A 25554-nucleotide genomic window follows, 5' to 3' on the forward strand; every position below is an offset into this window, starting at 1 on the left:
GCAACTATGCCTTGTCTGACCGGATCATCTCTACCCAGGGCCGCCGTCGGACGGCCTTCTGCCGGGTCGTATCGTCCCGTCGTGTCCTCTCCGCACGCTTATTCCGAAGCGGTACTCGCCGCCCTGGCGGCGCTGGACGAGGGGCGTACGCCCGAACGGCCGGTGCTCCGGGAGGCGGTCCGGACCCTCTTGGCTGCCCTCGCGGATCGCGCCCCCGGCCGATCGGTGGAGGTGCGCGTCCCACCCTACGGTGCGGTCCAGTGCGTGAGTGGTCCACGACACACCCGCGGCACGCCGCCGAACGTGGTGGAGATGGATCCGGCGACCTGGCTGGCGGTCGCCACCGGGCGCCGGGGATGGGCGGAAACGGTCACTGAGGGTCGCGTCCGGGTTTCCGGAAATCGGGCTGACCTCTCCCCGTACCTCCCTGTTTAGGCATCAAGCAGCGCAAACTCTGCTCACGCTGAGCGGATGCTTCGTGACTGTCGGTGTCGACTGCTGGTCGCGTACACTGAGAGCCGACGACGGTCCCGGCCCATGTGTGCGGAGCTGCCCCCCTGACTCCGCCAGGCCAGTCCAGACCCCACTGCGAGGGAGCGGCAGGTGCCCCGAGGCGATGGCCGGCTGAGCCACGACCTTGACCCCCAGCGACCCGGCCCACAGGACGCGTGCGGCGTCTTCGGCGTCTGGGCGCCGGGTGAAGAGGTCGCCAACCTCACCTACTTCGGGCTCTACGCCCTCCAGCACCGCGGTCAGGAGGCCGCGGGCATCGCGGTGAGTGACGGCTCCGGTGTCGTGGTCTACAAGGACCTCGGCCTGGTCGCCCAGGTGTTCGACGAGCCGACGCTGGCGAGCCTGCGCGGGCACGTCGCGATCGGGCACGCGCGCTACTCCACCACCGGCGGCTCGACCTGGGAGAACGCCCAGCCGACCATCCGCGCCACGACCGCCGGCACCACCATCGCCCTGGCGCACAACGGCAACCTGGTGAACACCGCCGAGTTGCAGCGCGAGGCCGCCGTGCGGGGGCTCGACTCGGACGGCTCGACGAACGACACCTCGCTGGTCACCATGCTGCTGGCGAGCCGGCCCGACCTGTCGGTCGAGGCGGCCGCGCTGGAGGTGCTGCCGCAGCTGCGGGGCGCGTTCAGCTTCGTCTTCATGGACGAGTCGACGCTCTACGCGGCGCGTGACGCGCACGGCGTACGCCCGCTGGTGCTCGGCCGGCTCGAACGCGGCTGGGTGGTGGCGAGCGAGACCGCCGCGCTGGACATCGTCGGCGCGAGCGTGGTCCGCGAGGTCGAGCCGGGCGAGCTGATCGCCATCGACGAGAACGGGCTGCGGTCCAGCCGGTTCGCCTCGCCCGAGCCCAAGGGCTGTCTCTTCGAGTACGTGTACATCGCCCGGCCGGACGCCACCATCGCCGGTCGCAACGTGCACGCCGCGCGGGTGCAGATCGGCCGCCAGCTCGCCAAGGAACACCCGGTCGAGGCCGACCTGGTGATCCCGGTGCCGGAGTCCGGCACGCCGGCCGCGATCGGCTACGCCGAGGAATCAGGCATCACCTACGGCCAGGGCCTGATGAAGAACCCGTACGTCGGGCGCACGTTCATCCAGCCCTCGCAGACGCTGCGCGCGCTCGGCGTCCGGCTGAAGCTGAACCCGCTGCGCCAGAACGTCCGCGGCAAGCGCCTGGTCGTGGTGGACGACTCGATCGTGCGGGGCACCACCCAGCGGGCGATCGTCCGGCTGCTGCGCGAGGCGGGCGCGCTGGAGGTCCACGTCCGGATCTCCTCGCCGCCGGTGAGCTGGCCCTGTTTCTACGGCATCGACTTCGCCACCCGCGCCGAGCTGCTCGCGAACGGGCTCGACAACGACGGCATCCGGCGGTCCATCGGCGCCGACTCGCTCGGTTACGTATCGCTGCCCGGTCTCATCGCCGCGACCGAGCAGCCGAAGAGCCGGCTCTGCCGGGCGTGCTTCGATGGGGAGTACCCGATCGAACTGCCGGCCGGGAACCTGATCGGCAAGCACGTGCTCGAAGGAGTGGGACGCCGGGTCGCCGCCGAGGCGGCCGGGCCGACCGGTCCGCTCGTCGCCACACCGACCCACCACCCGTAGCACCACCGACGCGGGTCCGGCCGCTCCGGGCTCGCGGGAACCACAAAGGGGAGAACCGTGACGCACGTGTCCGAGCGCAGCGGCGCAGGATCCAGCCCGACGGGCGCCGGCGGCGACCGCCAGCCCTGGTCGGCGGGGTCCGGCCGGACGCAGCGCAAACGCTCGGTCTCGTACGCCGACGCCGGGGTGTCGATCGAGGCGGGCGACCGCGCTGTCGAGCTGCTCAAGTCCAAGGTCAAGGAGACCCGGCGCCCCGAGGTCATGGGCGACCTGGGCGGCTTCGCCGGCCTGTTCCGGCTGGACACGAAGAAGTACAAGAACCCGATCCTGGCGTCCTCGACCGACGGCGTGGGCACCAAGCTGGTGATCGCCCAGCAGCTCGACATCCACGACACGGTCGGCATCGACCTGGTCGCGATGGTCGTCGACGACCTGGTGGCCTGCGGCGCCGAGCCGCTGTTCCTGCTCGACTACATCGCCACCGGCGAGGTCGTGCCGGACAAGGTCGCCGAGATCGGCGCCGGCATCGCGGACGGCTGCCGGTACGCCGGCTGCGCGCTGCTCGGTGGCGAGACCGCCGAGCACCCGGGCGTGCTGCGCCCCGACGAGTACGACATCTCGGCCACCGGCGTCGGCGTGGTCGAGGAGAGCGAGATCCTCAGCCCGGAGCGGGTCGAGGTGGGCGACGTGGTGATCGCGATGCGCTCGTCCGGCCTGCACTCCAACGGCTACTCCCTGGTCCGGCACGTGCTGCTCGGCGCCGGCCGGATGCGGCTGGACGTGGTGATCGACGACTTCGGCCGCCAGCGGACGCTGGGCGAGGAGCTGCTCACCCCGACCAAGATCTACGCCCAGGACTGCCTCAAGCTGATCGCCGAGGCCGAGGTGCGGGCGCTGGCCCACGTCACCGGCGGCGGCATCCCCGGCAACCTGGTCCGGGTGCTGCCCGAGCACGTCGACGCGGTGGTGAACCGCTCCACCTGGAAGCCGCAGCCGATCTTCGACCTGATCCAGTCCAAGGGCCGGATCGAGGACCCGGAGATGGAGGCCACGTTCAACATGGGCGTCGGCATGTTCGCGATCGTCTCCGCCGAGGACGCCGACCGCGCGCTGGCCACCCTGACCGGCCGGGGCGTGGACGCCTGGCAGGCCGGCGAGATCATCGAGGGGTCCGGCAACGTGCAGATGGTCGGACAGCACACCCGAGGCTGATCACCCTGCGCCGATCGGCCGGGCACGTGATCGGGGGTTCACCCGAGCGGTCGCCGCGGCCTAGCCTGGAGGTTCGGTTTTCAGGCAGGCGGGGGAGGTGCTGATGGCTGCGCGCGCACCCGAAGGGATGCGGGGCATCGCCGCCGTCCCGTCGTACGTGGTGATGCAGCCGACGACCTTGTGCAACCTCGACTGCGCCTACTGCTACCTCCCGTTCCGGGCGGTCGACAGGCGGATGCCGGTGGCCGTCGCCGAGGCGGTGGCGGCATCAGTGAACCCGTGGGCGGCGGGCGGTCGCTTCTCCGTCGTCTGGCACGGCGGCGAGCCGCTCGCGGCCGGCCGGGAGCACCTGGCCGCGCTGCTGGCGCCGTTCGGGCCGGACGTCGAGCACCACGTGCAGACGAACGCCACGCTGATCGACGACGCGTGGTGCGCGTTCTTCGCCGAGCACCGGGTGCGGGTGAGCGTCAGCGTGGACGGGCCGCGGGCGCGCAACGGCGAGCGGGTCACCCGGGGCGGGCGGCCCGCGTACGACCGGATCGTGGCGGGTGTGGCGGCGCTGCGTCGCCACGGCCTGCCGTTCTCGGCGCTCGCGGTGGTGTCGCGGCCGGAGCCGGGCCTGGCGACCGAGCTGTACGACTACTTCCTCGACCTGGGCTGCGACGTGCTCGGCGTCAACATCGAGGAGACCGAGGGCGTCAACACCCGGACGAACGCGCGCGACGAGGGCGCGGTCACCGGGTTCTGGGCCGAGCTGGTGGCGGCCTGGCGCCGGGATCCCCGGATCCACCTGCGCGAGGTGGAGTGGTCGCTGCGGTACGCGGGCGCGGTGCTGGCCGGCACCGCCGACGACCTGCTGCCGCGCAGCCTCGACCCGATTCCGACGGTCGGGCACGACGGTTCGGTGGTGGTGCTCTCGCCGGAGCTGGCCGGCTTCACCGACCCCCGGTACGGCGACTTCGCCAGCGGGAACGTGCTCACCACGCCGCTGGGGGACATCCTCGCCGGCGCGGCCGGTACGCCGTGGGTGGGCGAGTTCGTCGCCGGCGTGGAGGCGTGCCGGGCGTCCTGTGCGTACTTCGGGTTCTGCGGCGGTGGGCACGCCGCCAACCGTTACTTCGAGCTGGGGCGTTTCGACGGTACGGAGACCGAGCACTGCCGTAACAGCAAGATCCGCCTACTGGAGGGAGTGTTGGAGCATGCCCGAGACCATCAGTGACACCGACCGGGAGGCGGTCGCCGACCGGGTGCGGGACGCCGCTGCGGGGCTTACCGCTCTGCTCCACGAGGCGGAGGCGGCGCGGCTGCTGCGGGCGGAGGTGTCAGGCGGTGACGGCGCCGACGCGGTCTGCGCGTGGAACCACTTCGAGAACATCCCGACGTTCTACAACTGGAACAACCGGCCGCGCTGAGGGGACGGTTCCGCGATCAAGGACCTGCCGGCGCGTCGGAGCGGGGCGCCCCGGAGCGCCGGCAGGTCCCTGATCGTCGGTCGTACGCCGGCTCAGCAGAGCACATGCGTGAGCACGCGGGGGTTACCGCGTGCTCAGATGTGACCGGAGGTCAGCGGGTCGGACGAGCCCAGGTATCCGGGTCGTCGTCCGCGTGGTCCTCGTCATCGTCGTCGACATACTCTTTGTAGTCGTCGTCGAAGTTGTGCTCAGACTTTCCACTACCCGCCAGTTCGCGCTGCAAGGCGGTTAGGTCGGTGTTCGGGGAGTGGTACTTCAACTCCCGGGCCACCTTCGTCTGCTTGGCCTTAGCACGGCCGCGCCCCATGGCTCGACCCCCTCGCACAGAATGCGGGGCAGCCCGAAGGCGGGCCCCGATGACGTCAGGCATCTCTCGTGGCTCTTACGGTACATGGGGATGCCATCGTTCGGCACCTCGGGTCACCGTCGACCGGACCTGCGCGTCGCGGTGGTCCAGCTGTCACAAAGTGTACCGGGTAAGGGGTAAGCCCCGGGGCTGGCCGTGACACCGGACAAACCGGCACGAACAAGCCCGAGGATCAGCTTAACGCGCACCGACTCCGGGGGAGGAGCGCCGCCCCGCCCCCGGAGGTGAGCTTCACCGCAGATGGATCGTCCGCAGCCGGCCGACCTCGGCCATCCGCCGCTCGGCGAGCCGGTCCGCGGCGACCGCCGGCGGCACGCCCTCGTCGTCGGCGAGCTGGAGGATCTGCCGGGTCGTGTCGAAGATCCGGGTCGCGCGCAGCTTGGCGCGGTCGAAGTTGAAGCCCTCGATCTCGTCGGCCACCTGGATCACGCCACCGGCGTTCACCACGTAGTCCGGCGTGTAGAGGATGCCCCGGTCGGCGAGCACCTTCTCGATGCCCGGGTGGGCGAGCTGGTTGTTCGCCGCCCCGGTGACCACCTTCGCCCGCAGCACCGGCACGGTGTCGTCGTTCAGCGCGCCGCCGAGGGCGCACGGGGCGTACACGTCGATGTCGGAGGCGACGAGCGCCGCGGTGTCGTCGACCAGGGTGACCTGCGGGTGGGTGGTGCGCGCCCACTCCAGGGCCCGCGGGCTGACGTCGGTCGCCACGACCTCGGCGCCGTCGTCGAGCAGGTGGGCGGTCAGGTACTTGCCGACCTTGCCCAGCCCGGCCACGCCGACCCGGCGCCCGGCCAGCGTCGGGCTGCCCCAGACGTGCTCGGCGGCGGCCCGCATGCCCTGGAACACGCCCCAGGCGGTGAGGATCGAGGAGTCGCCCGCGCCGCCGTGCTCCACGCTGCGGCCGGTCACGTAGCGGGTCTCCCGGGCGATCACGTCCATGTCCGCCACGTAGGTGCCCACGTCGCAGGCGGTGTAGTAGCGGCCGTTGAGCGACTCGACGAAGCGGCCGTACGCGCGCAGCAGCGCCTCGCTCTTGATCTGGTCGGGGTCACCCCAGATGACCGCCTTGCCGCCACCGAGGTCGAGGTTCGCCAGGGCGTTCTTGTAGGCCATGCCGCGCGAGAGGTCGAGCACGTCGGCGAGGGCGTCGGCCTCGCTGGCGTACGGGTAGAACCGGGTGCCGCCGAGCGCGGGGCCCAGCGCGGTCGAGTAGATCCCGATGATCGCCTTCAGGCCGGACTGCTTGTCCTGGCAGAACACGACCTGCTCATGCCCCGTGGAGACGGGGTCGTCGGTACTGGCGAATACGCCCATGGCTGACTCCTGTGTCGGTGTGCGCCCTTGTGGGGCGCGGAACCCGGGTGGCACGCCGGCGGGATGCTGCCGGTGTCGTTGAGCCTAATATCGGCCCGAACCGTACTGTCGCGCATGTCACGCCACGGGCCCGAGGGCGGCGACGGGCGGTCCCGTCTCGTGGGAGGATCGCGCCGTGCCGTCGCTCTTCGCTTCATACCTGCGCGTGTACGAGCCGCTGACCGCCTTCGACCGGGATCGGCAGTCGTACTGGCGCCGGTACGTCAGCGAGGGTCGTGCGATAGCTCCGCTGGAGGGGCCGGTACGGCAGCGGACCGCGGTGATCGAGGCGCTCGGCGCCGGCTGGACCCGGCTGCCCGACCTGCCCGACGAGGCGTACGTCCTGGAGTCCGACGACGCGCTGCTGGTCTGCCCGTGGAACCTGCGCATCCGGGTCGCCGAGGCGGCGCTGAGCGCCCGCGACGGCGTGCCCTCGGTGCTCGCCGACGCGTTCGTGCCGCCGGTGCTCGCCGGCCAGGCCAAGGCCGTGGTGGAGGACTGGCGCAGCGGCGCCCGGGTGCTGGAGCACGGGGTGCCCCGGGTGCACGAGCAGATCGCCACCTGGGGCGTGCCGCTGCGCTGGTTCGTGCTGTTCGAGGCCGGTGAGCGGCACCTGGTCACCGATCCGGGGCGGCGGGCGCTGCGCTACCGCACCGAGATCTCCAAGGCGCGCCGCCGCGCGTCCCGGGCGCTGTCGGTGCTGCGCAAGTCGATCGGCGAGGCGCCGATCACCGAGGCGGTCGAGGAGGCGGCCCGGTGGCTGGAGGAGTTCCACCCGCGCTCGGTGGTCGAACTGGACTACGGCGGCCTGGTGCAGCTGCTGCCGGACGAGACGCTCGAAGCCGACGACTCGACCGATCTGGTGGCCGCCGGACTGTCCGGACTGGGCCGGGGCGAGGCCGAGGAGGCGTCCGCCGCGTACGACAAGCTGGTCGCCCGCTGGCGCGCGGTGCAGCTGCTCGAACGGTGCAACTGACGCCCGGTTTGCCCTGCTAAGTGGCCTTGGACACGAGAGTGTCTCGTAGCTAATGCATCACGAACCGTGATCATGAGTCCGAATAAGGTACTTTCTGCGGCATAAAAGTCGTAAAAATCGGGCATGGTTCATCCGTCCGTCTAGGGACCTTCAGCCGTTCGGCCCATGTCGGACATCGGGGACTAGCCGGACCATGGGAGACGCGTCGGCCGGCGGGACCCCGGCCGATGTCTATACATGTGGAGGAGTGACCCCGATGGCATCGCGAACGCACGAACCTGAGCCGCTACTCACACCGGCCGAGGTGGCGTCGATGTTCCGTGTCGACCCGAAGACGGTGACCCGGTGGGCCAAGGCTGGCAAGCTCAGCGCCATCCGGACCCTCGGCGGTCACCGCCGCTACCGCGAGTCGGAGGTTCGGGCCCTGCTGCAGGGGCAGATCCCCCAGCAGCGCCAGGGAGACTGACGAACCGGCGTTCTCCGGCGTTCCGATCAAGGGCGGTGCCGTCACGGCGCCGCCCTTTATCGTGTCCGGGCTCGATCGTGTCGGGTGCGGCTCAGTCCAGCACGATCCGCAGCCCCACCGTGCCGCGCTCACCCCGGCGCAACCGGCTGCCGAGCAGGCTCAGCCGGCCGATCAGCCGGTACTTCCGCTTGAGCAGCGTCCGTACACGGTTCGTGCTCTCCGGGTCGGCGATCGTCGCGTGACCCGGCACCGCCTCACCGTGCGGCCGGCCGCGCACGTCGCACGGTGCCACGGTGACCCGGCCGTCGCGCCGGATGCGCTTCACCTTGCCGGAGTCGGCCACCGTCCAGACCGCGAGCCCGTCGCCGTCGCGTACCGCCCACACCGGAGTCGGCACCGCCCGGCCGTCCTTGCGGAACGTGGTGAGCAGGACGTACTTCTCCGCAGCCAGGCGGTCCAGGTCGGTCACGCCGCCAAGGATACGGCGGTCAGGGTGCCGCCGACCGCCGGATAGCGTGCTCTCATGACCGGGGAACCCGAGATCGGCGACGTGTTCGGCGAGATGATCCGCGACGCGTACGCGGTCGCCACCGGGATCGGCCCACGCCCGATGGCCGGCGGTCGCCTGCCGCGCCCGGTCATCGAGATCATCGAGCGCGACGACGGGCTGATCAACGGCGCGCCCGCCGGGCACTACCTGGACCCGCCGCAGCGGTGGCAGCCGCACGACCACCGGGCCGTGGACCGGGTACGCGGGCACGTGCTCGACGTCGGCGTCGGCGCCGGCCGGATCGCGCTGCACCTCCAGGAGCGCGGCGTGCCGGTCACCGGGCTGGACACGTCGCTCGGCGCGCTGCGGGTCAGCCGGCACCGGGGCGTATGCGACCTGGTGCACGGCACCGTCGACGAGCACGCCGCCGACGGCCACCGGTACGACACGTTCCTGCTGCTCGGCAACAACCTGGGACTGTTCGAGGGGCGGGAACGCGCCCCGGCGATGCTCGCGGCGCTCGCCGCGCTGGCCCGTCCCGGCGCCCGGGTGATCGCCCACGGCACCGACCCGTACGGGACCACCGACCCGGTGCACACCGCCTACCACGAGCGCAATCGGCAGCGGGGCCGGATCGGCGGGCAACTGCGGCTGCGGCTGCGCTACCGGCTGCTGGGCACCGCCTGGTTCGACTACCTGGTCTGCTCGCCGGAGGAGTTCGCCGAGCTGGTCCACGGTTCAGCGTGGCGACTGGCCGACGTGGACGACACCGACCATCCCTACTACCTCGCCACGCTGGAGCTGCGGTGAGCGGGGAGCCGCCGGGATCCGGCGGCTCCCCCGCACCACTCAGACCTGGACGGTGGGGGTGGTCTGCTCCGGAGGCAGCCCGCCGTCGCCGTCGACCACCTCGTCCGGCGTGCCGTCCTCGTCGATGTCCACCATGGTGATGTCCACCTTGCCGTCACCGTCGGTGTCGAACTGGAACAGGTCGGCCTTGCCGTCGCCGTCGGTGTCCACCACCCACACGTCGGTCTTGCCGTCGTTGTTGGTGTCCGCGCGGAGCAGGTCCACCCGCTCGTCGCCGCGGGTCTCGACCGTCTCGGTGTTCTCCGCGCTCTCCGGTGCCTGGCTCATCTCGTTCCTTCCTTCGGCGTTGACGGCCGTCCTTACCCCGTCCGCTCCGCCCCCACGCATCCCGGCGGCCCGGCCCTGCATAGGGTCGCATGCAGGAACGAGCGAGCGGACGGGCCCGGCGGCGGAGACCCCGCGCGCCCCCGCCGCGGCGAGGGGACATCGATGAGTGGTCGTTTTGTGGTCGTCGGGGCCGGCACCATGGGCCTCGGCATCGCGTACGTGGCGGCCGGCGCCGGGTACGCGGTCGAACTGGTCGAGGTCGACCCCGCCCGGGGCGCCGAGGCGCTGCGCCGGCTCGGCGAGCTGTGGGACCGGGGCGTGCAGCGCGGCAAGCTGACCGAGGAGGCCGCCACCGCCAACCGTGAGCGCGTCACGCTCCGGGCCGGGCTCGCCGAGGTGACCGAGGGCGCCGACGTGATCGTGGAGGCGGTGCCCGAGCGGCTCGACCTCAAGCGTGCCGTCCTGCGCGAGGCGGAGAGCCGCCGGCCGGCGCTGCTTGGCAGCAACACGTCCAGCATCCCGATCGCCGAACTGGCCGCCGGGCTGGACCGGCCCGCCAGCTTCGTCGGGTTGCACTTCTTCAATCCGGTGTGGGCGATGGCGCTGCTCGAGGTCGTGGTCGGCCCGGCCACCGCGCCGGCCACGACCGAGGCGGCCGTCGCGCTCGCCGCCCGGCTGGGCAAGGACCCCGTCGTCGTACGCGACATGCCCGGCTTCGCCACCTCCCGCCTCGGCGTCACGCTCGGCCTGGAGGCGATCCGGATGGTGGCCGACGAGGTGGCGAGCCCGGCCGACATCGACAAGGCGATGGTGCTCGGCTACCGGCACCCGATCGGCCCGCTGGAGCTGACCGACCTGGTCGGGCTGGACGTGCGGCTCGACATCGCGCGCACGCTCCAGGCCGCGTACGGCGACCGCTTCGCGCCACCGCCGCTGCTCGTCGAGATGGTGGCCGCCGGGAAGCTGGGCAAGAAGTCGGGGCAGGGCTTCTACACGTGGAAGGACGGCGTGAAGCAATGAGCGGGCTGCGGATCGAGGAGCTGCCGGACCGGCTCGTGGTCACCCTGGACCGGCCGGAGAAGCGCAACGCCATCGACGCCGACCTGGTGGGCGAGCTGCACGCGGTCTGCGCCGACCTGGAGGCGCGTCCCCGGCTGCTGCTGCTCACCGGCGGGACGGCGGGCATCTTCGCCGGGGGCGCCGACATCGCCCAGCTCCGCGAGCGCGGCCGGCTGGACGCGCTGGCCGCCATCAACCAGGGTGTCTTCGCCCGCATCCGGGCACTGCCGATGCCCACCGTGGCGGCAGTCGACGGGCCGGCGCTGGGCGGCGGCGCCGAGCTGGCGTACGCCTGCGATCTCCGGGTGTGCACGGACCGCGCGGTGTTCGGCCAGCCCGAGGTGCGGCTGGGCATCCTGGCCGGCGCCGGCGCGACCTACCGGCTGCCGGCGCTGATCGGTGAGGCCCGGGCCAAGGAGCTGCTGTTCACCGGCCGGCGGGTGGACGCCGAGGAGGCGCTGCGGATCGGGCTGGTGAACCGGGTGGTGGCCGATCCGGAAGAGCTGCTGCCCACCGCGCACGGCCTGCTCGACGAGATGGCGAAGGGTTCCGCGCTGGCGTTGCGGCTGACCAAGATGGCAGTGGACGCCCCGGCGACCGCGCACCCGCAGCTCGACCTGCTGAGCCAGGCGGTGCTGTTCGAGGACGAGGAGAAGCACCGGCGGATGACCGAGTTCCTGGACCGGCGCCGGGCCCGCTGAGCCTGGGAGAGACGACGAGGGCCGCACCGGTGTCTCCGGTGCGGCCCTTCGCGTCGGTACGCGTCAGCGCTTGATGTCGACTCCCGCGTCGTCCAGCGCGGTGATCGCCGGCGCGGACTCGGCGAAGCCGATGAGCAGCAGCGCCTCCGGTCCGAACGCCTTGATCTCCTTGGCGGTGCCGCTGAAGTCGACGGGCGTCTTCGGGTCGGCCGGCGGCTCGTAGGTCAGCAGCTTGATCCGGTCCGCGCCGATGCCGGCCTTCTCCAGCTCCGAGCGGACGTTCTCCTGGAGGCCCTCACCGTACGAGTCCTTACGGGCCAGGATCGCGATCTTGCGCGGCCCGTCCCGGAGCATGACGTCGGCCAGCGCACGGCCCTGGAGGCTGTCCGGCGGCGCGGTTCGGAAATAGAGGCCGTTGTCGTCCACGGCGCTCAGCCCCGCGTCGGTGTTCGACGGGGAGAACAGGATCCGCCCGGCGGCGACCACGTCCGGCAGCACGGCCCGGGAGATGCCGGAGCCGCCTGCGCCGATGATGACCTGCACGCCCTTGCTGACGTGCGAGGCGACGGTGGCCTTGGCGACCGCCGGGTTGGTGCCGTCGTCGCCCTCGATCCACTTCACCGGCTCGCCGAGCACACCACCGGCGGCGTTCACCTCACGGATCGCGAGCGCCGCGCCGGCCGCCAGCGGCGGGTTCGCCAGCGCCAGGTCACCGGTCTTCGGCAGCAGCCCGCCGAGGACCAGCGGGGCGTCCTTCGCCTTCCCGTCGCGCAGCTTGCGCCCACGCGGCGGGGCCTTCGTGCTCGCCCCCGACTCCTCACCTGCGCCGACGAACTCGGTCTTGCTGTCGTCGATCTTCTGGTTGTCGAAGTGCATGGTGCCGTAGCTCGCGGTGGCCGGCTCGCCGGTGTCGGTGAACCCGGCGCGGGTCAGCGACACGCCCCGGTACTCGATGTCCCGGCCCGCACGGGCGAGCTCCAGGCAGGACGACACGTCGTCGCAGCGTTCACCGCCGGTGGTCACCCCGACGATCTGCTTGGCGATCTCGGCCGGAGCGGTGGTGCCGGCGAGCTGGGCGGCCAGCGCGCTGATCACCACCGCGTCGTACGACTCGGCGGAGTAGAGGAAGTCACCCAGCTTCGGGTCTACGGCGAGTAGTCGTTCCTTGAAGCTCTCGGGCAGTGGGGTGAGGGGCGTGGTGCCCTTCATCCCGTTCACCAGGTCTCCCCGGTCCTTGAGCTCAGCGGGGTACGAATTGAGCATGTTGCCGTCGGTGCCGTAGAGGCGTACCTGGGTGGCAGGCGTTTCCTCCGGCTCGTCGCTCCCGCAGGCGCTCGTGGCGAGCAGAAGCGCCGCGCAGGCCATGGACAGGGCCGCGCGCGACGTGCGTGTTCTCAGCATGGTCGTCCTTCCTCCGGCGAAGGTCCGCTGCGCACCTTAGCGTGCTCACGCGGCACGCGGGACTGTGGAGTCGGCTCCGTCGGCACCCCGACTGCGGGTATCACTCTGCGTGGTCGACGAGCCGTTTCCGGGTCACCGCTTGACCCCCGGCGATACTGTTCCGCGGGTGAACGACGAAGCACAGCAGACGCTCGACGACGCGACCGCCGTGCTCCGTTCCGCCCTCGCCGGGGACGGCGCCGGCGTGGTGGGCACGTTCGACGCGGTGGTGGACCGCTCCGGCCTCGCCGGGGCGTACGGAGTGGCGTGGTGCCTCGCCGCCACCATGCTCGGCGACGACACCCCGGGCGGCGGCGCCGCCCTCGACTTCCCCGGCATCGACCAGGCCGACTACGACACCCGCTGGGTGGCCCGTTTCGTCAGCGCGTGCGCCAACGACGACGCGGACACCGGCGAGGCGCTGTTCGGGGCGGCCGCAGCCGACGGCCTGCTGCCCGACTGCCTGCTCACGCTCGCCGGGTCGACAATCGCCACGCTGCGCAGCCGCTCGGACTGAGCCCGGCGCGCGGCCAGGCGCCCCGACTGTGGTAGCTCTGGGTGCATGTCCGAGGCGATGCTCAGCAAGGTGCGCAAGCTCCTCGCCCAGGCGGAGGACCCGGCCTGCACCCCCGCCGAGTCGGCCGCCTTCATGGCGAAGGCCACCGAGCTGATCGCCCGCTACGGCGTCGACCGGGCGCTGCTCGCCGCCCGCGACCCGGCCGCCGACCCGGTCGGTGACCGGACCGTCGAGGTGATCGCGCCGTACGCCCGGGACAAGGCCGGCCTGCTCGCGGCGGTCGCCGAACCGTTGCGGTGCCGATGCGTACGCCGCCGGCACGGCAGCGGCTTCGTCATGCACCTGTTCGGCTTCGCCAGCGACCTGGAACGGGTCGAACTGCTGTTCACTTCGCTGCTCGTGCAGGCCGCGCACGGGCTCGCCGGTGCCGTCGTACCGGCCGGGGAGCATCCGGCGGCGTTCCGGCGTACCTGGCTGGCCGGGTTCGCGTACGTCGTCGCGGAACGACTGCGCGCTGCCGAGAGCAAGGCGGTGGCGGAGTCGGGTGGACCCTCCACGGCTCTGGTGCTCGCCGACCGCTCCGATCGCGTCCAGCGCCGGGTCGCCGAGGCGTACCCCCGGTTGCGCACCGCCCCGCGACGGCGGCTGGCGGGCGGTGGCTTCGGTTCCGGCGCGGACGCCGGCCGCCGGGCCGACCTCGGTGGCACCGGCGTGGCCGGCACCGGCGCGGCGCCCGGTATCGCCGGCTGACCGATCTCAGGCGGTACGGGCGACCGTTGCCAGATAGCGGCAGAGCAGTTCGTGCCAGCCCGCGGTGAGCGCCTCGCGGTAGCCCTCGGCCGCCGTGCCGTGCCTGTCGAAGTAGCGGTGCTCGACGTCCACCCGGGTCTGCTCCGGACCTTCGGCGTGGAACAGGACCTCCACCTCGCTGGCCCGCGCCGGATCCGGCACCGGCACCCGGTCCGGGCCGATCTGCCAGGTGAACACCAGGCGCCGCGGCGGATCCCAGGTCAGCACGCGGCCCCAGTCGTTGCGGAAGCCGTACGGGCCGATCTCGTAGAGCATGCCGCCGGCCCGGGGCTCGATGCCGAGCGCGGCGAGCGCCTCCGGGCCGGACCAGGTGTATTCACGCACCCACCAGTCGGCGAGCGCGCCGGTGAAGACGGCGTACGCCCGCTCGGCGGACGCCGGGACGAGCAGGCTGCTGCGGAGGGAGAAGCGATCGGATTCCTGCTGGACCTCATCCGGATCGGCCATCTCCTGTCCCATAGGTCCGGACCATACCGGCTCATGTCTCGGTGTGCAGCTTCCGTTCCGCCCGCTTCCGGACACCGGGAACACCGTTTCCCGACAGCGCTGAGTGGTGGGACAGGCGCTCTGTGCAAGGCGCGGGCGGCGCTTCCGGGAGGTCAGGTGGGCTTCCGCGAGGTGCGGGCGGGCTTCCGCGAGGTGCGGGTGGGCGACGGATGCCGTACCGGAAAGCGGGTAAGCGCCCCCGACCGGACCGATGGGAGAGCGGGCAGCATGACCGACAGCCGAGCCACCGCACCAGTGCCGGACCCAGGCGACGAACCGACCGGCTCGCCGGCCGGTCCCGAGCCGGAGCCGGACGTCCTGCTCGACGTGCCGGAACTGACCGTCGACGAGATCCGGCTCGTGGTGGACGGGCTCGACGCCGACCTGTCGCTGCGCGCCCGGCTGGCGAACCTGCTCCAGCTCGACGCCGGCGTCCGGGTGCACCTGGAGGGCGTCGAGCTGGACATCACCGGGGTGAGCGCCGAGGCGCTGCTCAAGGTACGGCTGGAGAAGCTGGTGCAGATCCTGGACCGGGCGCTGACCACCATCGACCGCAACCCGCAGCTGATCGACGCGCTGGCGCGCTCGGCCGGCGTCACCCTGGACGACGTGCACCGGCTCGCCGCGCCGGTGGTCGACCAGACCGGGCGTACGGTGGCCGCAGCCGGCGAGGTGGTCGAGCGCACCGGTCCGGCGGTGGCAGACCGGGCCGCTCCGGCGGTGGCCGATCGGACGGGGCCGGCCGTGTCCGGCCCGATCGAGGCCCCCGAACCGCCCCGGCGCCCGGCGCGGACGGAGCCGCCACCACCGAGCCGTCCGGGTTCTTCGTCGGCGCCAGGTACTGCTGGTGGTAGTTCTCGGCGAAGTAGTCCCGAGCGGACCGAGCCGCCGCCCGGTTCCGGGCGGGCGGAGCCGTCACCGGCGTCGGTTGCCGGGCGGGAGGGGAAGCCGGAGTCCGAGCGTGCCGCCGGATCGGGGCAGGGCGCCGGGGCGGGCCCGTCGGCGGAACGTCCCGCCGAGAAGAAGCGCGGCTCGGAGCGCTCCGGCCAGCCGGCGAGCGCAGCCGCCGAGGCGGCACAACTGGCGGGACAGGCCGGGCAGGCACTGCGGCAGGCCGGCCGAAGCGTCTGGGAGGCGATCCAGGGCAGCCCCACCCAGAACCGCCGCCCCCCACAAACCTGACTGTCCCACCCGCTCCCGGCACTCCCGGGCCCGCCGCCCGCCCACCGGGCGGGGCCGGGGCGGTCGGGCAGGAGAGGGCGTTACGGGGGTGGGGAGTCGTCCGGCGCGGTCTGCTGGTGGCGGCGGAGCAGCTCCTGGAGGGCGGTGATCTCGGAGTGCAGGGCCTGACGGCCCTCCCGGGTGATCCGGATCCACGTCCGCGGACGACGGCCGTGGTAGCCCTTCTCCACCTCGATCAGGCGTGCCTCCTCCAGCACGGTGAGGTGCCGGGACAGGTTGCCCGCGGTGAGTTCGAGGGCCTGGCGGAGATAGGCGACCTCCACCCGCTCGCCTTCAGCGGCGATGGTCAGGATGCCGAGCCGGTGCCGCTGGTGGACCGTGTCGTCGAGGCCGTTCGTCGGGAATGGCCCGCTCGCGCGAGGGTCGTCCACGGTGCTCACGACTACCGATTGTGCTGCTTCTTGGCGGCGGCGAGCGCCAGACCCCCGCCGATCAGCAGGACCGGTGCCGGGAGCACGGCCGCCAGCATGAAGCTGAACCGGGTCAGATCACCCGGTTGCAGGTCGGAGAGCTGGAACCAGGCGTTCACGGCTACCAGCACGACGGTGTAGAGACCGACCACGACCCGCAGGCTCCGGCTGCGTTCCAGGCGGGCGAGGACCGCCAGGCCGACGGCGATCACGAGGTGCGGCAGCATGCCCCGGTTGGCGAGGCCGAGCAGCGGACCGGTCAGCCGACTGGTGCCGCCCCACACCGGCCCGCTGGTGTTGAACAGCAGGAACTCCAGGACGACCGGAAGGGCGAGGCCGACGAGAGTGCCCGCGAGGCCGGCGATGACGTACGACCGGGTCGGGGTCTGGACGCCGGCTCGCCGGCCGTGCCAGCGGTACCACGCCAGGCCGGCCAGGTAGCCGCCGACGAGCGCGGCCAGCCAGTACCAGCCGAGCGCGGTCGACTTCTCCAGGAAGCCGCCGCCGAGACCGCTCAGGGCAGGGCCGTCGGTCCCGGCACGCAGCGGGGCTGGTTCCGCCGACTCGACGTACAGCGGCGCGGCCGCCGCGATGAGCACCCCGAAGAGCAGGAGCGGAAGCCAGTACGCCTGACGAGCCGCCCGGGCCTGCCGACGGAGGTTGGTCATCGAGGCGAGCAGTTCCTGGGCACTGTCGTCGCGGGGTGACTCGGACGGCATGGTTCCTCCCGGCAGCCGATGTGCTGTGACTCAAATAGGTTTGCATTGCAAACCTAATAGCGCAAGGGGGCTCGCCCGTCGGTGCCACCACCGGCGGGCGCTTGTTTCGATATTCCTCTAGGTTGACAGGCTTCAAAACAGGAGGCAGAGTGGAGAATGCTTAGATGAACATCTAGACAGGGAGTCAGTCATGTCCCGCGTCCAGCTCGCCCTGCGCGTCTCCGACCTCGAAGGCTCCGTGGCCTTCTACAGCAAGCTGTTCGGCGTCGAGCCGGCCAAGCGCCGCCCCGGCTACGCCAACTTCGCGGTGGAGAACCCGCCGCTGAAGCTCGTACTCCTCGAAGGTGAGCCCGGCCTGCCGACGGTGATGGACCACCTCGGGGTCGAGGTGGCCACCACCGACGAGGTGAACGCCGCGACCGGTCGGCTCACCGACTCCGGCCTGATCACGCTGGAGGAGAACGACACCGAGTGCTGCTACGCGCTCCAGGACAAGGTCTGGGTGCGCGGCCCCGGCGACGAGCCGTGGGAGGTCTACACGGTCAAGGCCGACTCACCGCAGTTGGAGAAGGCGACCGAGAGCGCCTGCTGCGCCTCGGACACCGCCGAGCAGCCCGCCGCGGTCTGACCCGGATACGGCAAGGATCCCCATCGGAGTGTCCGCCGGTGGGGATCCTTCCCGACGGTTCAGCTACGCCGCCTGAGTGTCGAGCCCTAGCGGGACCGGACCACTGCCATGACCTCGACCTCGAGCACGGCACCGGGCAGGAAGAGCTTGCTGACCTCGACAGTCGTGCTCGCCGGCGGCGGTGTGCCAGGGAAGAGCCGGCGCCGGACGGCCGCGTACGCCGGCAGGTCAGCCAGGTCAGTCATGAACGTGCGGATGTGCAGCACGTCGTCGAAGGACGCGCCGTGCGCCGCGAGCACGCCGCCCACGATCTCGAAGATCCGTTCGGCCTGGGTGCCGGGGTCTCCGGGAGCGACCACCTCGCCTTCGTCGTCGACGGCGACCTGTCCGGCGAGCATCAGCAGCGCCCCGCCGCCGACATCGATCCGGGCGACGTGCGCGAAGCGGTCGCCGAACGGGGCCGCGACGGGTGCGGGGTTGTCCAGGGTGAGGCGCATCAGCATCCCTTCGCAGAGTCGGCTGAGACGAGGGAGGAGAGATCCGCATCCTGGTCCGGCGCGGCCTGCATCAGGTCGAGGGCGGCCTCCAGCACGGGGGCCGGCACCGGACGGCGCAGCGCCAGCCGCGCATCCTTCGCCGCCAACGCGACTGCGAACGAGGCGCCCGGCGCGGTGGCCCGTCCGACCGCGCCGGCGAGGGCCCCACGGCCGAGCACGTCGAGGGCGGTCTGCCTGTCGACACCGAGCGCCGCGGCGACAGCGAGCGCGTCGTGCAGCGCGGCGACAGCCGTCACCAGGCCCGTGTTCGCGACGAGCTTGACGGCGGCGGCTGCGCCGATCGGGCCGCAGTGACGGACCGAACCGAGCTGTTCCAGCACCGGAGCTGCCCTCTCCACGACATCGGCGGGACCGCCCGCGAAGATCGCCAGCGTGCCGGCCCGGGCGGCGTCGACGCTGCCGCCGACGGGGGCGTCGAGGAGGGAGACGCCCGTCGGAAGCCGGCCGGCCACTGCTCGGACTTCGTCCGGCCCGATCGTCGACATCTGCACCACGACCGTGCCGGGCCGGAGCGCGGTGGCGGCGCCGTCCGGCCCGAACAGCACCGTCTCGACCGCGCCGGCATCGGCGAGCATGACGACGACGACGTCGGCTCCGTCGACTGCGGCAGACGGGCTCGCGGCCACCGTCGCGCCGGCCGCGGCGAGCGGCTCCGAACGCTCCGGGCTGCGGTTCCACACTCTGACCCGGTTGCCGCCGGCCAGGAGGCGGCGCGCGATCGGCGTACCCATGTGTCCGGTCCCGAGAACCGCGATGATCTTCACGCGGTAACGCTAGGCCGGTGGGGGCAATGCGACAAACGAATGTCTCGCATGCCTGCCATGCGTGACTAACATGCCTGGCATGGAGACTCAGCTGCTGGAGGTGTTCCGCACCGTCGCGCGGCACGGCTCGATCACGACCGCCGCCCGCGCTCTCAGCTTCACCCAGTCGGCTGTCTCCCGGCAGATCGCCGCGCTGGAGGCCGACATCGGCGCTCGGCTCTTCGACCGGCTGCCCCGCGGCGTCGCCCTCACCGAGGAGGGACGAGAGCTGCTCCCGCACGCCGAGGCGGTCCTCGACCGGCTCGCCGCGGCCCGGCGTGACCTCGACGACCTGCGCGGGCTCGGCCGAGGGCGGCTGCGTGTGGGCGCCTTCCCGACCGCTGTCGCGGCTCTCGTACCCCGGGCGATGGCGTCGTTCCGCTCGGACCACCCCGAGATCTCGCTGTCGCTGGTCGAGGGGGTGACGCCGCAACTGCTGGAGCGCTTGCTCGCGGAGGAGGCGGATGTGGCAGTGGTCAGCGCCTCGCCCACGGGCGAACTGGACCGCGAACGATTCGACCTGCGACATCTGCTCGACGAGCGGCTCCTGGTCGCGGTCGCACGTGACCACCGGCTCGCGCACCGCCGCTCGGTGCGCCTGGCGGACCTCGCCGAGGACGCGTTCGTCGTGGGCTCGGCCACCGCGGAGAACAGCCTGCTCCGGGCAAGCCTGCCCAGCGGTCTCTCACCGCGCGTCGACATCGTCGCGGCCGAGTGGACCGGCAAGCTGGGATGCGTCGCCGCCGGGTTGGGGGTGGCTCTGGTTCCGGCCCTGGCGGTACGCGGAACCCCGCCGGACATCGCACTGCTACGCCTGCATCCGGACGACGAGTCGGTACGGCAGATATTCGCGGCGACCATGCGGGGCAGGACGCCGTCGCCGGCCGTCACGCACTTCCTCGAGCATCTGCGGGTGGAGGCGGCCCACCTGGGCTGAAAAGCAGAACGCCGACCGGCGTCTCCGCTGATCGGCGCTCCTGTAGCCCGGCGAAAGGCTATGTGGCCAGGGGCGGGGTCGAACCGCCGACCTTCCGATTTTCAGTCGGACGCTCGTACCAACTGAGCTACCTGGCCGTGGTGCTCGGCACATGCTACCGCACGGGCCGATACGCAGAACGCCGCGCATCGAGCTGCGCGGCGTCAGCGCTTGCGGTCCTGACGGGACTTGAACCCGCGACCTCCGCCTTGACAGGGCGGCGAGCACTCCAACTGCTCCACAGGACCTGGCTGGTGTTGCATCCGGCGCGAGCCGGACCGTGCCCCCAACGGGATTCGAACCCGTGCTACCGCCTTGAAAGGGCGGCGTCCTGGGCCGCTAGACGATGAGGGCGGCCCCGCCATCATCGCACACTCGCAACTTCAAGCGGACTTGCTCCCATCCGGCCCCGCCGGAGGCAGGAGAAGCATATGTCATGCCTGCGCGGACGACAAAACCGGTATGGGGATGGCTGTGGGACCGGGTATAACCGCAGGTCAGCGGGGTAGGGCGATGCCGTACCGCCGCTTGATGTCCGGGATCAGGTGTCGGCACGCGGCCATCGTCTGGGCCCGGTCGCCCCCTGCGTCGTGCATCAGCACGACCGAACCGTGCCGGGTGGCGCCCTTCACCCGCTTGATGATCGTCTTCGCCGGTGGGTGGTCCCAGTCCTGCGGGTCCACGCTCCAGTGCAGCGGGCGCAGGCCCATCTGCTTGGCGATCACGACCTCCTCGGCCGTCCAGCGGCCACCGGGCTGCCGGAACCAGGTGATCGGCGCCGTGGGCGCGGCGGCGTGGATCGCCTCGTTCGTCCGTTCCAGGTCGGATCGGATCTCGGCGGCGGAGCGCCGGCCCAGGTTCACGTCGTGGTGCCAGCTGTGATTGCAGAGCTGGTGACCCTCCCGGACGATCCGGGCCACCAGCTCCGGGTAGCGCTTGGCCTGCTTGCCGACGACGCAGAAGGTGGCCTTCACACGGGCCGCCCGGAGCTGGGCCAGGATCTGCGGGGTGTACCGGGGATCCGGCCCGTCGTCGAAGGTGAGCGCCACGCCGCTGCTCCCGCTGGCCCGGTGCAGCCCGGCCGGCAGCTTCTTCGGCACCGGGCGCAGCTTGGGCTTCGCGGGGGTGGTGTGGGTCGGTGAGGGCTTCGTCACCGGCGTCGGGGACGGCGACGCGGAGGCCGACGGCGGTGCGGCGGCCTTCTCGGGTGACTTGCCGGCCTTGCCGCAGCCGGTGACGAGGAGCACCAGGCCCAGGGCGAGCGCCGACAGGGCGCGTGGACGCATTCGTCGCTCCCGGAGGGGTCGGGGTCAGACGGACTTTCCGACCGTAGTGGACGCCGACCCGGAACGGGAGAGGGGCTCAGCTCGTCGTCGACTGGTCCAGCGAGTCCCGCACGGCCACGGCCAGCGACAACGCCTCGGCCAGGTCCACCGGCCGGACCACCCCGGCCGGCAGCGAGTCGGCCCGCCAGCCGGGCCCGGCGGCGAGTACCAGCAGCGGCCGGCGCGGCACCGCCAGCAGCGCGGTGAGCTGGCACGGGTCGGCCGTCGCCCGGATGTGCGACCAGAGCACCACGGCCGCCGGACCGGTCCGGTTGACGGCCTCGACCAGGGCCGGCACCGGTACGCGGGCACCGAGCATGCGATAACTCACACCGACCTCGGCCAGCGCGGCGGCGAGCGCCTCCAGCGGCAGCGAGTGCTGCTCCTCGTCGGCGCAGGAGAGCAGGATCCGGGGCGGCCCGGTCATCGGGTGCGCCCGTGCCACTGTGGCGAACGCCTCGGAGACGCACCGGGACATGAGGTGTTCCACCTCGATCAGCGCGGAGGTGGCGGCGTGCCGCTCCCCGATGCCGGCGAGCACGGGCCGCAGCAGCCCTTCCCAGGTCGCCACCACCCCGTCGGCGGCCAGCGCGTCGGCGATGGTGCGGCCGATGGTCACCGAGTCCAGCCGCATGGCGGCACGAGCCAGCCCGCGCGCCGCCGGCCCGGCCCGGCCGACCGGGATGGTGGTGCCGCCGCCGTCGCGTACCGTCGAGGCCCTCGCCTTGAGGCCGAGCCGCTCCGGGGGCGGCACGGCCGGCGCCTGCCGGGCCCAGCGGGCGGCCTCGGCGGGCGCCACCCCCTCGGTGGTCAGCCGGCGCATGATCTCCAGGCGGGCGAGGTCGGCGGGCGTGTACCGCCGGTGGTGACCCGGCACGTGCTCGCTGGGGCCGAGACCGTAGCGCTGGTGCCAGGTACGCAGCGTGGTGACCGCCACACCCAGTCGGCGTGCGACGGCCCCCGCGCTCAGCGCCTCATCGGCCACCCGACCGCTCCGGTGCCTCGGTGGCCGCTACGCCCGGCCGGGACGCGTCGGTGGGGTGCAGCAGCCGGTTGACCACGCCGCCGAGCCACGGGGCGTACTCACGGGGGTGGGCGTCCAGGTCGCCGACCACCGCGCCGGGGTCGACCCAGCGCAGGTCGGCCACCTCGTCCGGGTCGGGCCGCGTGACCAGGTCGGCGGGTACGTCGGCGCGCAGCACGTGGTCGTACTCGAACTCGACCCGTCCGGTAGCCGGGTCCTCGGCGTAGTAGAGGTACACGCCGACCTCGGTGAGGTCGACCGGATCGACGCCGAGTTCCTCGGCGAGCCGCCGGTTGGCGGCCTCGGCCGGCGACTGGCCGGGCAGCGGGTGCCCGCAGCAGGAGTTCGCCCAGCGCAGCGGGAACCGCGTCTTGACCGCGGCCCGCTGCTGCAACAGCACCCGCCCGTCGGGGTCGACCAGGAGCACCGAGAAGGCGCGGTGCAACCGCCCGGGTGGCTGGTGGGCGGCCGCCACGGTGGTTTCGCCGAGCACCCGGCCGTCGTCGTCGACCAGCTCGACCAGGTGGGTCTCCCGCTCGCTCACGACATCGCCCCGGTGACCCGGGCTGCGGCGATCTTGCCGCTGATCAGCACCATCGGCACGCCGACACCGGGCTGCGTGCCGGAGCCGACGAACACCACGTTCTCCAGCGTCCGGTGCAGGTTGGAGGGGCGGAACGGGCCGGTCTGGAAGAGGCTGTGCGAGGCGGCGAACGGGGTGCCGGCGGCCATGCCCTGCGCCGCCCAGTCGGCCGGGGTGACCGCCCGCATCACCTCGATGCCGTCGCCGAAGCCGACGTAGCCGCGCTCCTCCAGCGTGCTCACGAGTTGGTCGGCGTACCGCTGGGTGAGGTCGCCGGTCCAGTCGAACGGCGCCCGCTCCAGGTTCGGCACCGGGGCCAGCACGTAGTAGGTGTGCTTCCCGGCCGGCGCCACCGACGGGTCGGTGCGGCTCGGGTTCGTCACCAGCAGCGACGGGTCGGTCATCAGCTCGCCTCGCCGGATCACCTCGTCGAACGTCCCCTTCCAGGAGCGCCCGAAGTGGATGTTGTGGTGGGCGATCTTGCCATAGCCCTGCGTCGAACCGATGTGCAGCACCACGCAGGACGGCGAGTAGGTCAGCTTGCGCTGCCGGCTGGGCGGCAGCAGGTCCTGGTAGGCGACCGGCAGGTCCGGGTTGAGCACCACCGTGTCGGCGGGGATGAAGTCGCCGTCCGCGGTGACGACGCCGGTGGCGCGGCCGTTGGCGGTCTCCACCCGGGTCACCGTGGTGCCGTACCGGATCTGCACGCCGTGCTTCTCGGCCGCGCCGGCCATCCCGCGGGAGACCGCGTGGATGCCGCCGCGCGGGAAGCACACACCGGCCACCGAGTCGAGGTACGCGATGACCGCGTAGATCGCCAGCGCGTCGTGCGGCGACAGGCCCGCGTACATGGCCTGGAAGGAGAAGATCCGCTGGGTACGCGGGTCGCGGAAGAACTGGTTGATCTTCGTCTGGAGCCGCCGGAAGGCGCCGCTCGCGAACAGCTTCAGCAGGTTGCCGGTGAGCAGGTCGGTCGGCGCGTCGAGGTTGCGCTCGATGAAGTCGGCCCGTTCCCACTGCCAGAGGTTGCGCGCGTAGTCGACGAAACGCAGGTAGCCGTCGGCCTCCCGGGGGCCGCAGACGCGGGCGATCTCGGCGGCCATCCGGGTGGTGTCGGTGATGACGTCGAGCGTCGACCCGTCCGGGTAGTAGGCGCGGTACGCCGGGTCGAGCGGGGTCAGGTCGAGCCAGTCGGTCAGCTCCTCACCCACCGCGCCGAGCGCCTCGGCGATCAGGTCGGGCATGGTGAGGACGGTCGGGCCGGTGTCGAACTCGTACCCGTCGACGCTGAGCCGCCCGGCGCGGCCGCCCGGCACCGGCTCGCGTTCCAGCACCGTCACCTGCCGGCCACTGCCGGCCAGGTGCAGCGCGCAGGCCAGCCCACCCAGCCCGGCGCCGACCACTACCACCCGGTCGGTCCGTCCCTTGACGGTACGCATTCCGGCCCCCTTGCTCACGAAGTTGCTCATCATGCCCGCCGCGCCGTGGCGGCGGTGGCGAGGCCGGTCAGCGCGGTGCGCGCGGTCTCGTCGATCGGTGCGGTGCCGAGCGCGGCGAGCGCCTCGGTCACCCGGTCGGAGATCATCCGCTCCACCCGGGCGGTGGCGCCGGTGTCCCGGACCACGTCGGCCAGCCGGTCCACCTCGTGTGCCGCGGTGACCGAGCCGGCCCGCTCCAACGCGCGGCGCTGCGCCGGGTCGGCGAGCTGCCGGGCCAGCATCAGCAGCGCTGTCGGCTTGCCGGTACGCAGGTCGTCCCCGGCCGGCTTGCCGGTGGTCTCCGGGTCGCCGTACACGCCCAGCAGGTCGTCGCGGAGCTGGAACGCCTCGCCGACGGCCAGCCCGTACCTGGTGTACGCGGCGATGAGCGGGTCGTCCGCGTCGGTGCCGGCCAGGCAGGCGCCGAACAGCAGCGGGCGCTGGACGGTGTAGCTGGCGGTCTTGTAGCGGGCCACCCGCAGCGCCCGGTCGACGGTCCAGCTCGCCGAGTCGTTCTCGCCGAGCACGTCCAGGAACTGCCCGGCGACCGTCTCGACCCGCATCTGGTCGTAGCAGCGGCGCACGTCGAGCAGCCGGTCCGCCGGGACCGCCGCGTGTGCCATGAGCCGGTCGGCCCACACCATGCACAGGTCGCCGATGAGGACGGCGACGGCTTCGCCGTACCGGTCGGGGTCGCCCGTGTGCCCGGCGGCCCGGTGCCGGGCGGCGGCGGCCCGGTGCGCGGTGGGCAGCCCGCGCCGGGTGTCGGAGGCGTCCATCACGTCGTCGTGGACCAGCGCGAACGTGTGCAGGAGTTCGAGCGCGGACAGCGCGGGGAGCACCGAGCTCAGCGGTTCCTCACCGCCGACCACACCCCGCCATCCCCAGTACGCGAACGTGGGGCGGACCCGTTTGCCGCCGGCCAGCACGCAGTCACGTGCCGTCGCGGCGAAACCACCCATCGCTGCGTCGATCTCGGTGAGTGATTCGACTTCTGCGGCCAGGAACGCCGCCAGCGTCTCGTCGACCCCTTTGATCAGGTCTTTCGTGAACGCGGCCAGTACGCCGCGGACCGGATCGTCCGTCGCCCCGGCCTGAGCCGGCGCGACGCGGAGCGCATTACCCGCAACTGCGTCGTTGGCCATGTGGGGGAGCGTACCCTAGGGTTACGAGTTGCGTCGATTGCTGCGTCGAAACTGAGG

Annotated in this window: 30 protein-coding genes and 3 tRNA genes; 15 read left to right on the forward strand and 18 right to left on the reverse strand. The window is 72.3% G+C overall.

Translation table 11 applies throughout. From position 1 onward, the window contains the following. The first annotated feature begins 81 nt into the window (after positions 1-81). The 5 genes from O7546_RS29845 (at position 82) to amcA (ending at position 4745) form a co-directional block, all read left to right on the forward strand. The gene (locus tag O7546_RS29845; protein ID WP_194802196.1) at positions 82-435 is read left to right on the forward strand and encodes a sterol carrier family protein; all 354 of its coding nucleotides are present in this window, start codon (positions 82-84) and stop codon (positions 433-435) included. Positions 436-603: 168 nt separating this feature from the next. Next, entirely contained in the window at positions 604-2121 is a 1518-nt protein-coding gene (purF, locus tag O7546_RS29850; protein WP_013283425.1) for an amidophosphoribosyltransferase, read from the forward strand. Between the two features lie 57 nt (positions 2122-2178). After that, positions 2179-3333 carry a phosphoribosylformylglycinamidine cyclo-ligase gene (gene purM / locus O7546_RS29855; RefSeq protein ID WP_013283426.1) on the forward strand — a complete coding sequence of 385 codons (1155 nt, stop codon included), beginning with the start codon at positions 2179-2181 and terminating at the stop codon, positions 3331-3333. 127 nt (positions 3334-3460) lie between these two features. Next, on the forward strand, positions 3461-4552 hold the full coding sequence (amcB, locus tag O7546_RS29860) for a cyclophane-forming radical SAM peptide maturase AmcB (protein WP_269698185.1): 1092 nt from the start codon (positions 3461-3463) through the stop codon (positions 4550-4552). Then, positions 4533-4745 (forward strand): multiple cyclophane-containing RiPP AmcA, encoded by a 213-nt coding sequence (gene amcA / locus O7546_RS29865; protein WP_135242751.1) that lies wholly within the window; start codon positions 4533-4535, stop codon positions 4743-4745. The genes amcB and amcA overlap by 20 nt, the downstream gene beginning before the upstream one ends. A 151-nt stretch (positions 4746-4896) precedes the next feature. On the opposite strand, the gene O7546_RS29870 is transcribed toward amcA, so the two are convergent. Both O7546_RS29870 and O7546_RS29875 read right to left on the reverse strand, forming a co-directional pair. Beyond that, positions 4897-5112: a DUF3073 domain-containing protein gene (locus tag O7546_RS29870; protein WP_013283429.1), complete on the reverse strand. Its 216-nt coding sequence runs from the start codon at positions 5110-5112 to the stop codon at positions 4897-4899. Positions 5113-5403: 291 nt separating this feature from the next. Further along, positions 5404-6486 carry a Glu/Leu/Phe/Val dehydrogenase gene (locus tag O7546_RS29875; protein WP_194802195.1) on the reverse strand — a complete coding sequence of 361 codons (1083 nt, stop codon included), beginning with the start codon at positions 6484-6486 and terminating at the stop codon, positions 5404-5406. A gap of 175 nt (positions 6487-6661) precedes the next feature. On the opposite strand from O7546_RS29875, the gene O7546_RS29880 reads away from it, so the two are divergent. Next, complete coding sequence (locus tag O7546_RS29880) at positions 6662-7501, forward strand: hypothetical protein (RefSeq protein ID WP_135242753.1); 840 nt, start codon at positions 6662-6664, stop codon at positions 7499-7501. A 256-nt stretch (positions 7502-7757) separates the two neighbouring features. Beyond that, a complete protein-coding gene (locus O7546_RS29885) occupies positions 7758-7967 on the forward strand; it encodes a BldC family transcriptional regulator (RefSeq protein WP_007073996.1) in 210 nt (69 codons plus the stop codon). 91 nt (positions 7968-8058) lie between these two features. Here the strand turns inward: O7546_RS29885 and O7546_RS29890 are convergent, their stop codons facing one another. Further along, the gene (locus O7546_RS29890; protein WP_135242754.1) at positions 8059-8436 is read right to left on the reverse strand and encodes a PPOX class F420-dependent oxidoreductase; all 378 of its coding nucleotides are present in this window, start codon (positions 8434-8436) and stop codon (positions 8059-8061) included. 54 nt (positions 8437-8490) lie between these two features. On the opposite strand from O7546_RS29890, the gene O7546_RS29895 reads away from it, so the two are divergent. Beyond that, positions 8491-9267, forward strand: a complete 777-nt coding sequence (locus tag O7546_RS29895; RefSeq protein ID WP_281600298.1) for a class I SAM-dependent methyltransferase — start codon at positions 8491-8493, stop codon at positions 9265-9267. Positions 9268-9306: 39 nt separating this feature from the next. Here the strand turns inward: O7546_RS29895 and O7546_RS29900 are convergent, their stop codons facing one another. Next, positions 9307-9594 (reverse strand): hypothetical protein, encoded by a 288-nt coding sequence (locus O7546_RS29900; protein WP_043327533.1) that lies wholly within the window; start codon positions 9592-9594, stop codon positions 9307-9309. Between the two features lie 162 nt (positions 9595-9756). Between O7546_RS29900 and O7546_RS29905 the strand changes: the two genes are divergently transcribed. Beyond that, positions 9757-10614: a 3-hydroxyacyl-CoA dehydrogenase family protein gene (locus tag O7546_RS29905; protein WP_281600299.1), complete on the forward strand. Its 858-nt coding sequence runs from the start codon at positions 9757-9759 to the stop codon at positions 10612-10614. Then, a complete protein-coding gene (locus O7546_RS29910) occupies positions 10611-11354 on the forward strand; it encodes an enoyl-CoA hydratase/isomerase family protein (RefSeq protein WP_194802192.1) in 744 nt (247 codons plus the stop codon). Before O7546_RS29905 ends, O7546_RS29910 begins: the two co-directional genes overlap by 4 nt. Before the next feature lie 63 nt (positions 11355-11417). On the opposite strand, the gene O7546_RS29915 is transcribed toward O7546_RS29910, so the two are convergent. Continuing rightward, entirely contained in the window at positions 11418-12755 is a 1338-nt protein-coding gene (locus tag O7546_RS29915; protein ID WP_194802191.1) for an ABC transporter substrate-binding protein, read from the reverse strand. Positions 12756-12921: 166 nt separating this feature from the next. On the opposite strand from O7546_RS29915, the gene O7546_RS29920 reads away from it, so the two are divergent. Then, positions 12922-13311, forward strand: a complete 390-nt coding sequence (locus tag O7546_RS29920) for a hypothetical protein (RefSeq protein ID WP_013283438.1) — start codon at positions 12922-12924, stop codon at positions 13309-13311. Positions 13312-13356: 45 nt separating this feature from the next. Then, complete coding sequence (locus O7546_RS29925) at positions 13357-14061, forward strand: DUF2786 domain-containing protein (RefSeq protein WP_194802190.1); 705 nt, start codon at positions 13357-13359, stop codon at positions 14059-14061. A gap of 6 nt (positions 14062-14067) precedes the next feature. Here the strand turns inward: O7546_RS29925 and O7546_RS29930 are convergent, their stop codons facing one another. Next, the gene (locus O7546_RS29930; RefSeq protein ID WP_194802189.1) at positions 14068-14580 is read right to left on the reverse strand and encodes an SRPBCC family protein; all 513 of its coding nucleotides are present in this window, start codon (positions 14578-14580) and stop codon (positions 14068-14070) included. 255 nt (positions 14581-14835) lie between these two features. Between O7546_RS29930 and O7546_RS29935 the strand changes: the two genes are divergently transcribed. Continuing rightward, positions 14836-15789, forward strand: coding sequence for a hypothetical protein (locus O7546_RS29935; protein WP_194802188.1), 954 nt, complete (start codon positions 14836-14838; stop codon positions 15787-15789). Between the two features lie 80 nt (positions 15790-15869). Here the strand turns inward: O7546_RS29935 and O7546_RS29940 are convergent, their stop codons facing one another. Together O7546_RS29940 and O7546_RS29945 are read right to left on the reverse strand one after the other, a co-directional pair. Then, positions 15870-16229, reverse strand: a complete 360-nt coding sequence (locus O7546_RS29940; protein ID WP_194802187.1) for a transcriptional regulator — start codon at positions 16227-16229, stop codon at positions 15870-15872. A 2-nt stretch (positions 16230-16231) separates the two neighbouring features. Beyond that, on the reverse strand, positions 16232-16978 hold the full coding sequence (locus O7546_RS29945) for a hypothetical protein (RefSeq protein ID WP_281600300.1): 747 nt from the start codon (positions 16976-16978) through the stop codon (positions 16232-16234). A gap of 190 nt (positions 16979-17168) precedes the next feature. Between O7546_RS29945 and O7546_RS29950 the strand changes: the two genes are divergently transcribed. After that, positions 17169-17606 carry an ArsI/CadI family heavy metal resistance metalloenzyme gene (locus O7546_RS29950; protein ID WP_281600301.1) on the forward strand — a complete coding sequence of 146 codons (438 nt, stop codon included), beginning with the start codon at positions 17169-17171 and terminating at the stop codon, positions 17604-17606. An 86-nt stretch (positions 17607-17692) separates the two neighbouring features. On the opposite strand, the gene O7546_RS29955 is transcribed toward O7546_RS29950, so the two are convergent. Continuing rightward, positions 17693-18103 (reverse strand): RidA family protein, encoded by a 411-nt coding sequence (locus O7546_RS29955; protein ID WP_281600302.1) that lies wholly within the window; start codon positions 18101-18103, stop codon positions 17693-17695. After that, positions 18103-18927: an NAD(P)-dependent oxidoreductase gene (locus O7546_RS29960; protein ID WP_269697952.1), complete on the reverse strand. Its 825-nt coding sequence runs from the start codon at positions 18925-18927 to the stop codon at positions 18103-18105. The genes O7546_RS29955 and O7546_RS29960 overlap by 1 nt, the downstream gene beginning before the upstream one ends. Positions 18928-19006: 79 nt before the next feature. Here O7546_RS29960 and O7546_RS29965 point away from each other — a divergent pair, with 79 nt between their 5' ends. Continuing rightward, positions 19007-19903, forward strand: coding sequence for a LysR substrate-binding domain-containing protein (locus tag O7546_RS29965; protein ID WP_281600303.1), 897 nt, complete (start codon positions 19007-19009; stop codon positions 19901-19903). Between the two features lie 63 nt (positions 19904-19966). Here O7546_RS29965 and O7546_RS29970 read toward each other — a convergent pair. The 8 genes from O7546_RS29970 to O7546_RS30005 form a co-directional block, all read right to left on the reverse strand. Next, positions 19967-20040 (reverse strand) — tRNA-Phe (locus O7546_RS29970). Between the two features lie 76 nt (positions 20041-20116). After that, positions 20117-20190, reverse strand: a tRNA-Asp gene (locus O7546_RS29975). A gap of 33 nt (positions 20191-20223) precedes the next feature. Next, positions 20224-20296, reverse strand: a tRNA-Glu gene (locus O7546_RS29980). Positions 20297-20439: 143 nt separating this feature from the next. Beyond that, the gene (locus O7546_RS29985) at positions 20440-21228 is read right to left on the reverse strand and encodes a polysaccharide deacetylase family protein (RefSeq protein ID WP_281600304.1); all 789 of its coding nucleotides are present in this window, start codon (positions 21226-21228) and stop codon (positions 20440-20442) included. A 76-nt stretch (positions 21229-21304) separates the two neighbouring features. Further along, positions 21305-22252: a MerR family transcriptional regulator gene (locus tag O7546_RS29990; RefSeq protein WP_194802181.1), complete on the reverse strand. Its 948-nt coding sequence runs from the start codon at positions 22250-22252 to the stop codon at positions 21305-21307. Then, positions 22242-22835, reverse strand: coding sequence for an isopentenyl-diphosphate Delta-isomerase (gene idi / locus O7546_RS29995; RefSeq protein ID WP_194802180.1), 594 nt, complete (start codon positions 22833-22835; stop codon positions 22242-22244). The genes O7546_RS29990 and idi overlap by 11 nt, the downstream gene beginning before the upstream one ends. Further along, positions 22832-24313 carry a phytoene desaturase family protein gene (crtI, locus tag O7546_RS30000; protein ID WP_194802179.1) on the reverse strand — a complete coding sequence of 494 codons (1482 nt, stop codon included), beginning with the start codon at positions 24311-24313 and terminating at the stop codon, positions 22832-22834. The genes idi and crtI overlap by 4 nt, the downstream gene beginning before the upstream one ends. Positions 24314-24342: 29 nt before the next feature. Next, positions 24343-25497 carry a polyprenyl synthetase family protein gene (locus tag O7546_RS30005; RefSeq protein ID WP_194802178.1) on the reverse strand — a complete coding sequence of 385 codons (1155 nt, stop codon included), beginning with the start codon at positions 25495-25497 and terminating at the stop codon, positions 24343-24345. Positions 25498-25554 lie beyond the last annotated feature (57 nt).

Source organism: Micromonospora sp. WMMA1976 (assembly GCF_027497335.1).
GTDB classification, from domain to species: Bacteria; Actinomycetota; Actinomycetes; order Mycobacteriales; family Micromonosporaceae; genus Micromonospora; species Micromonospora aurantiaca.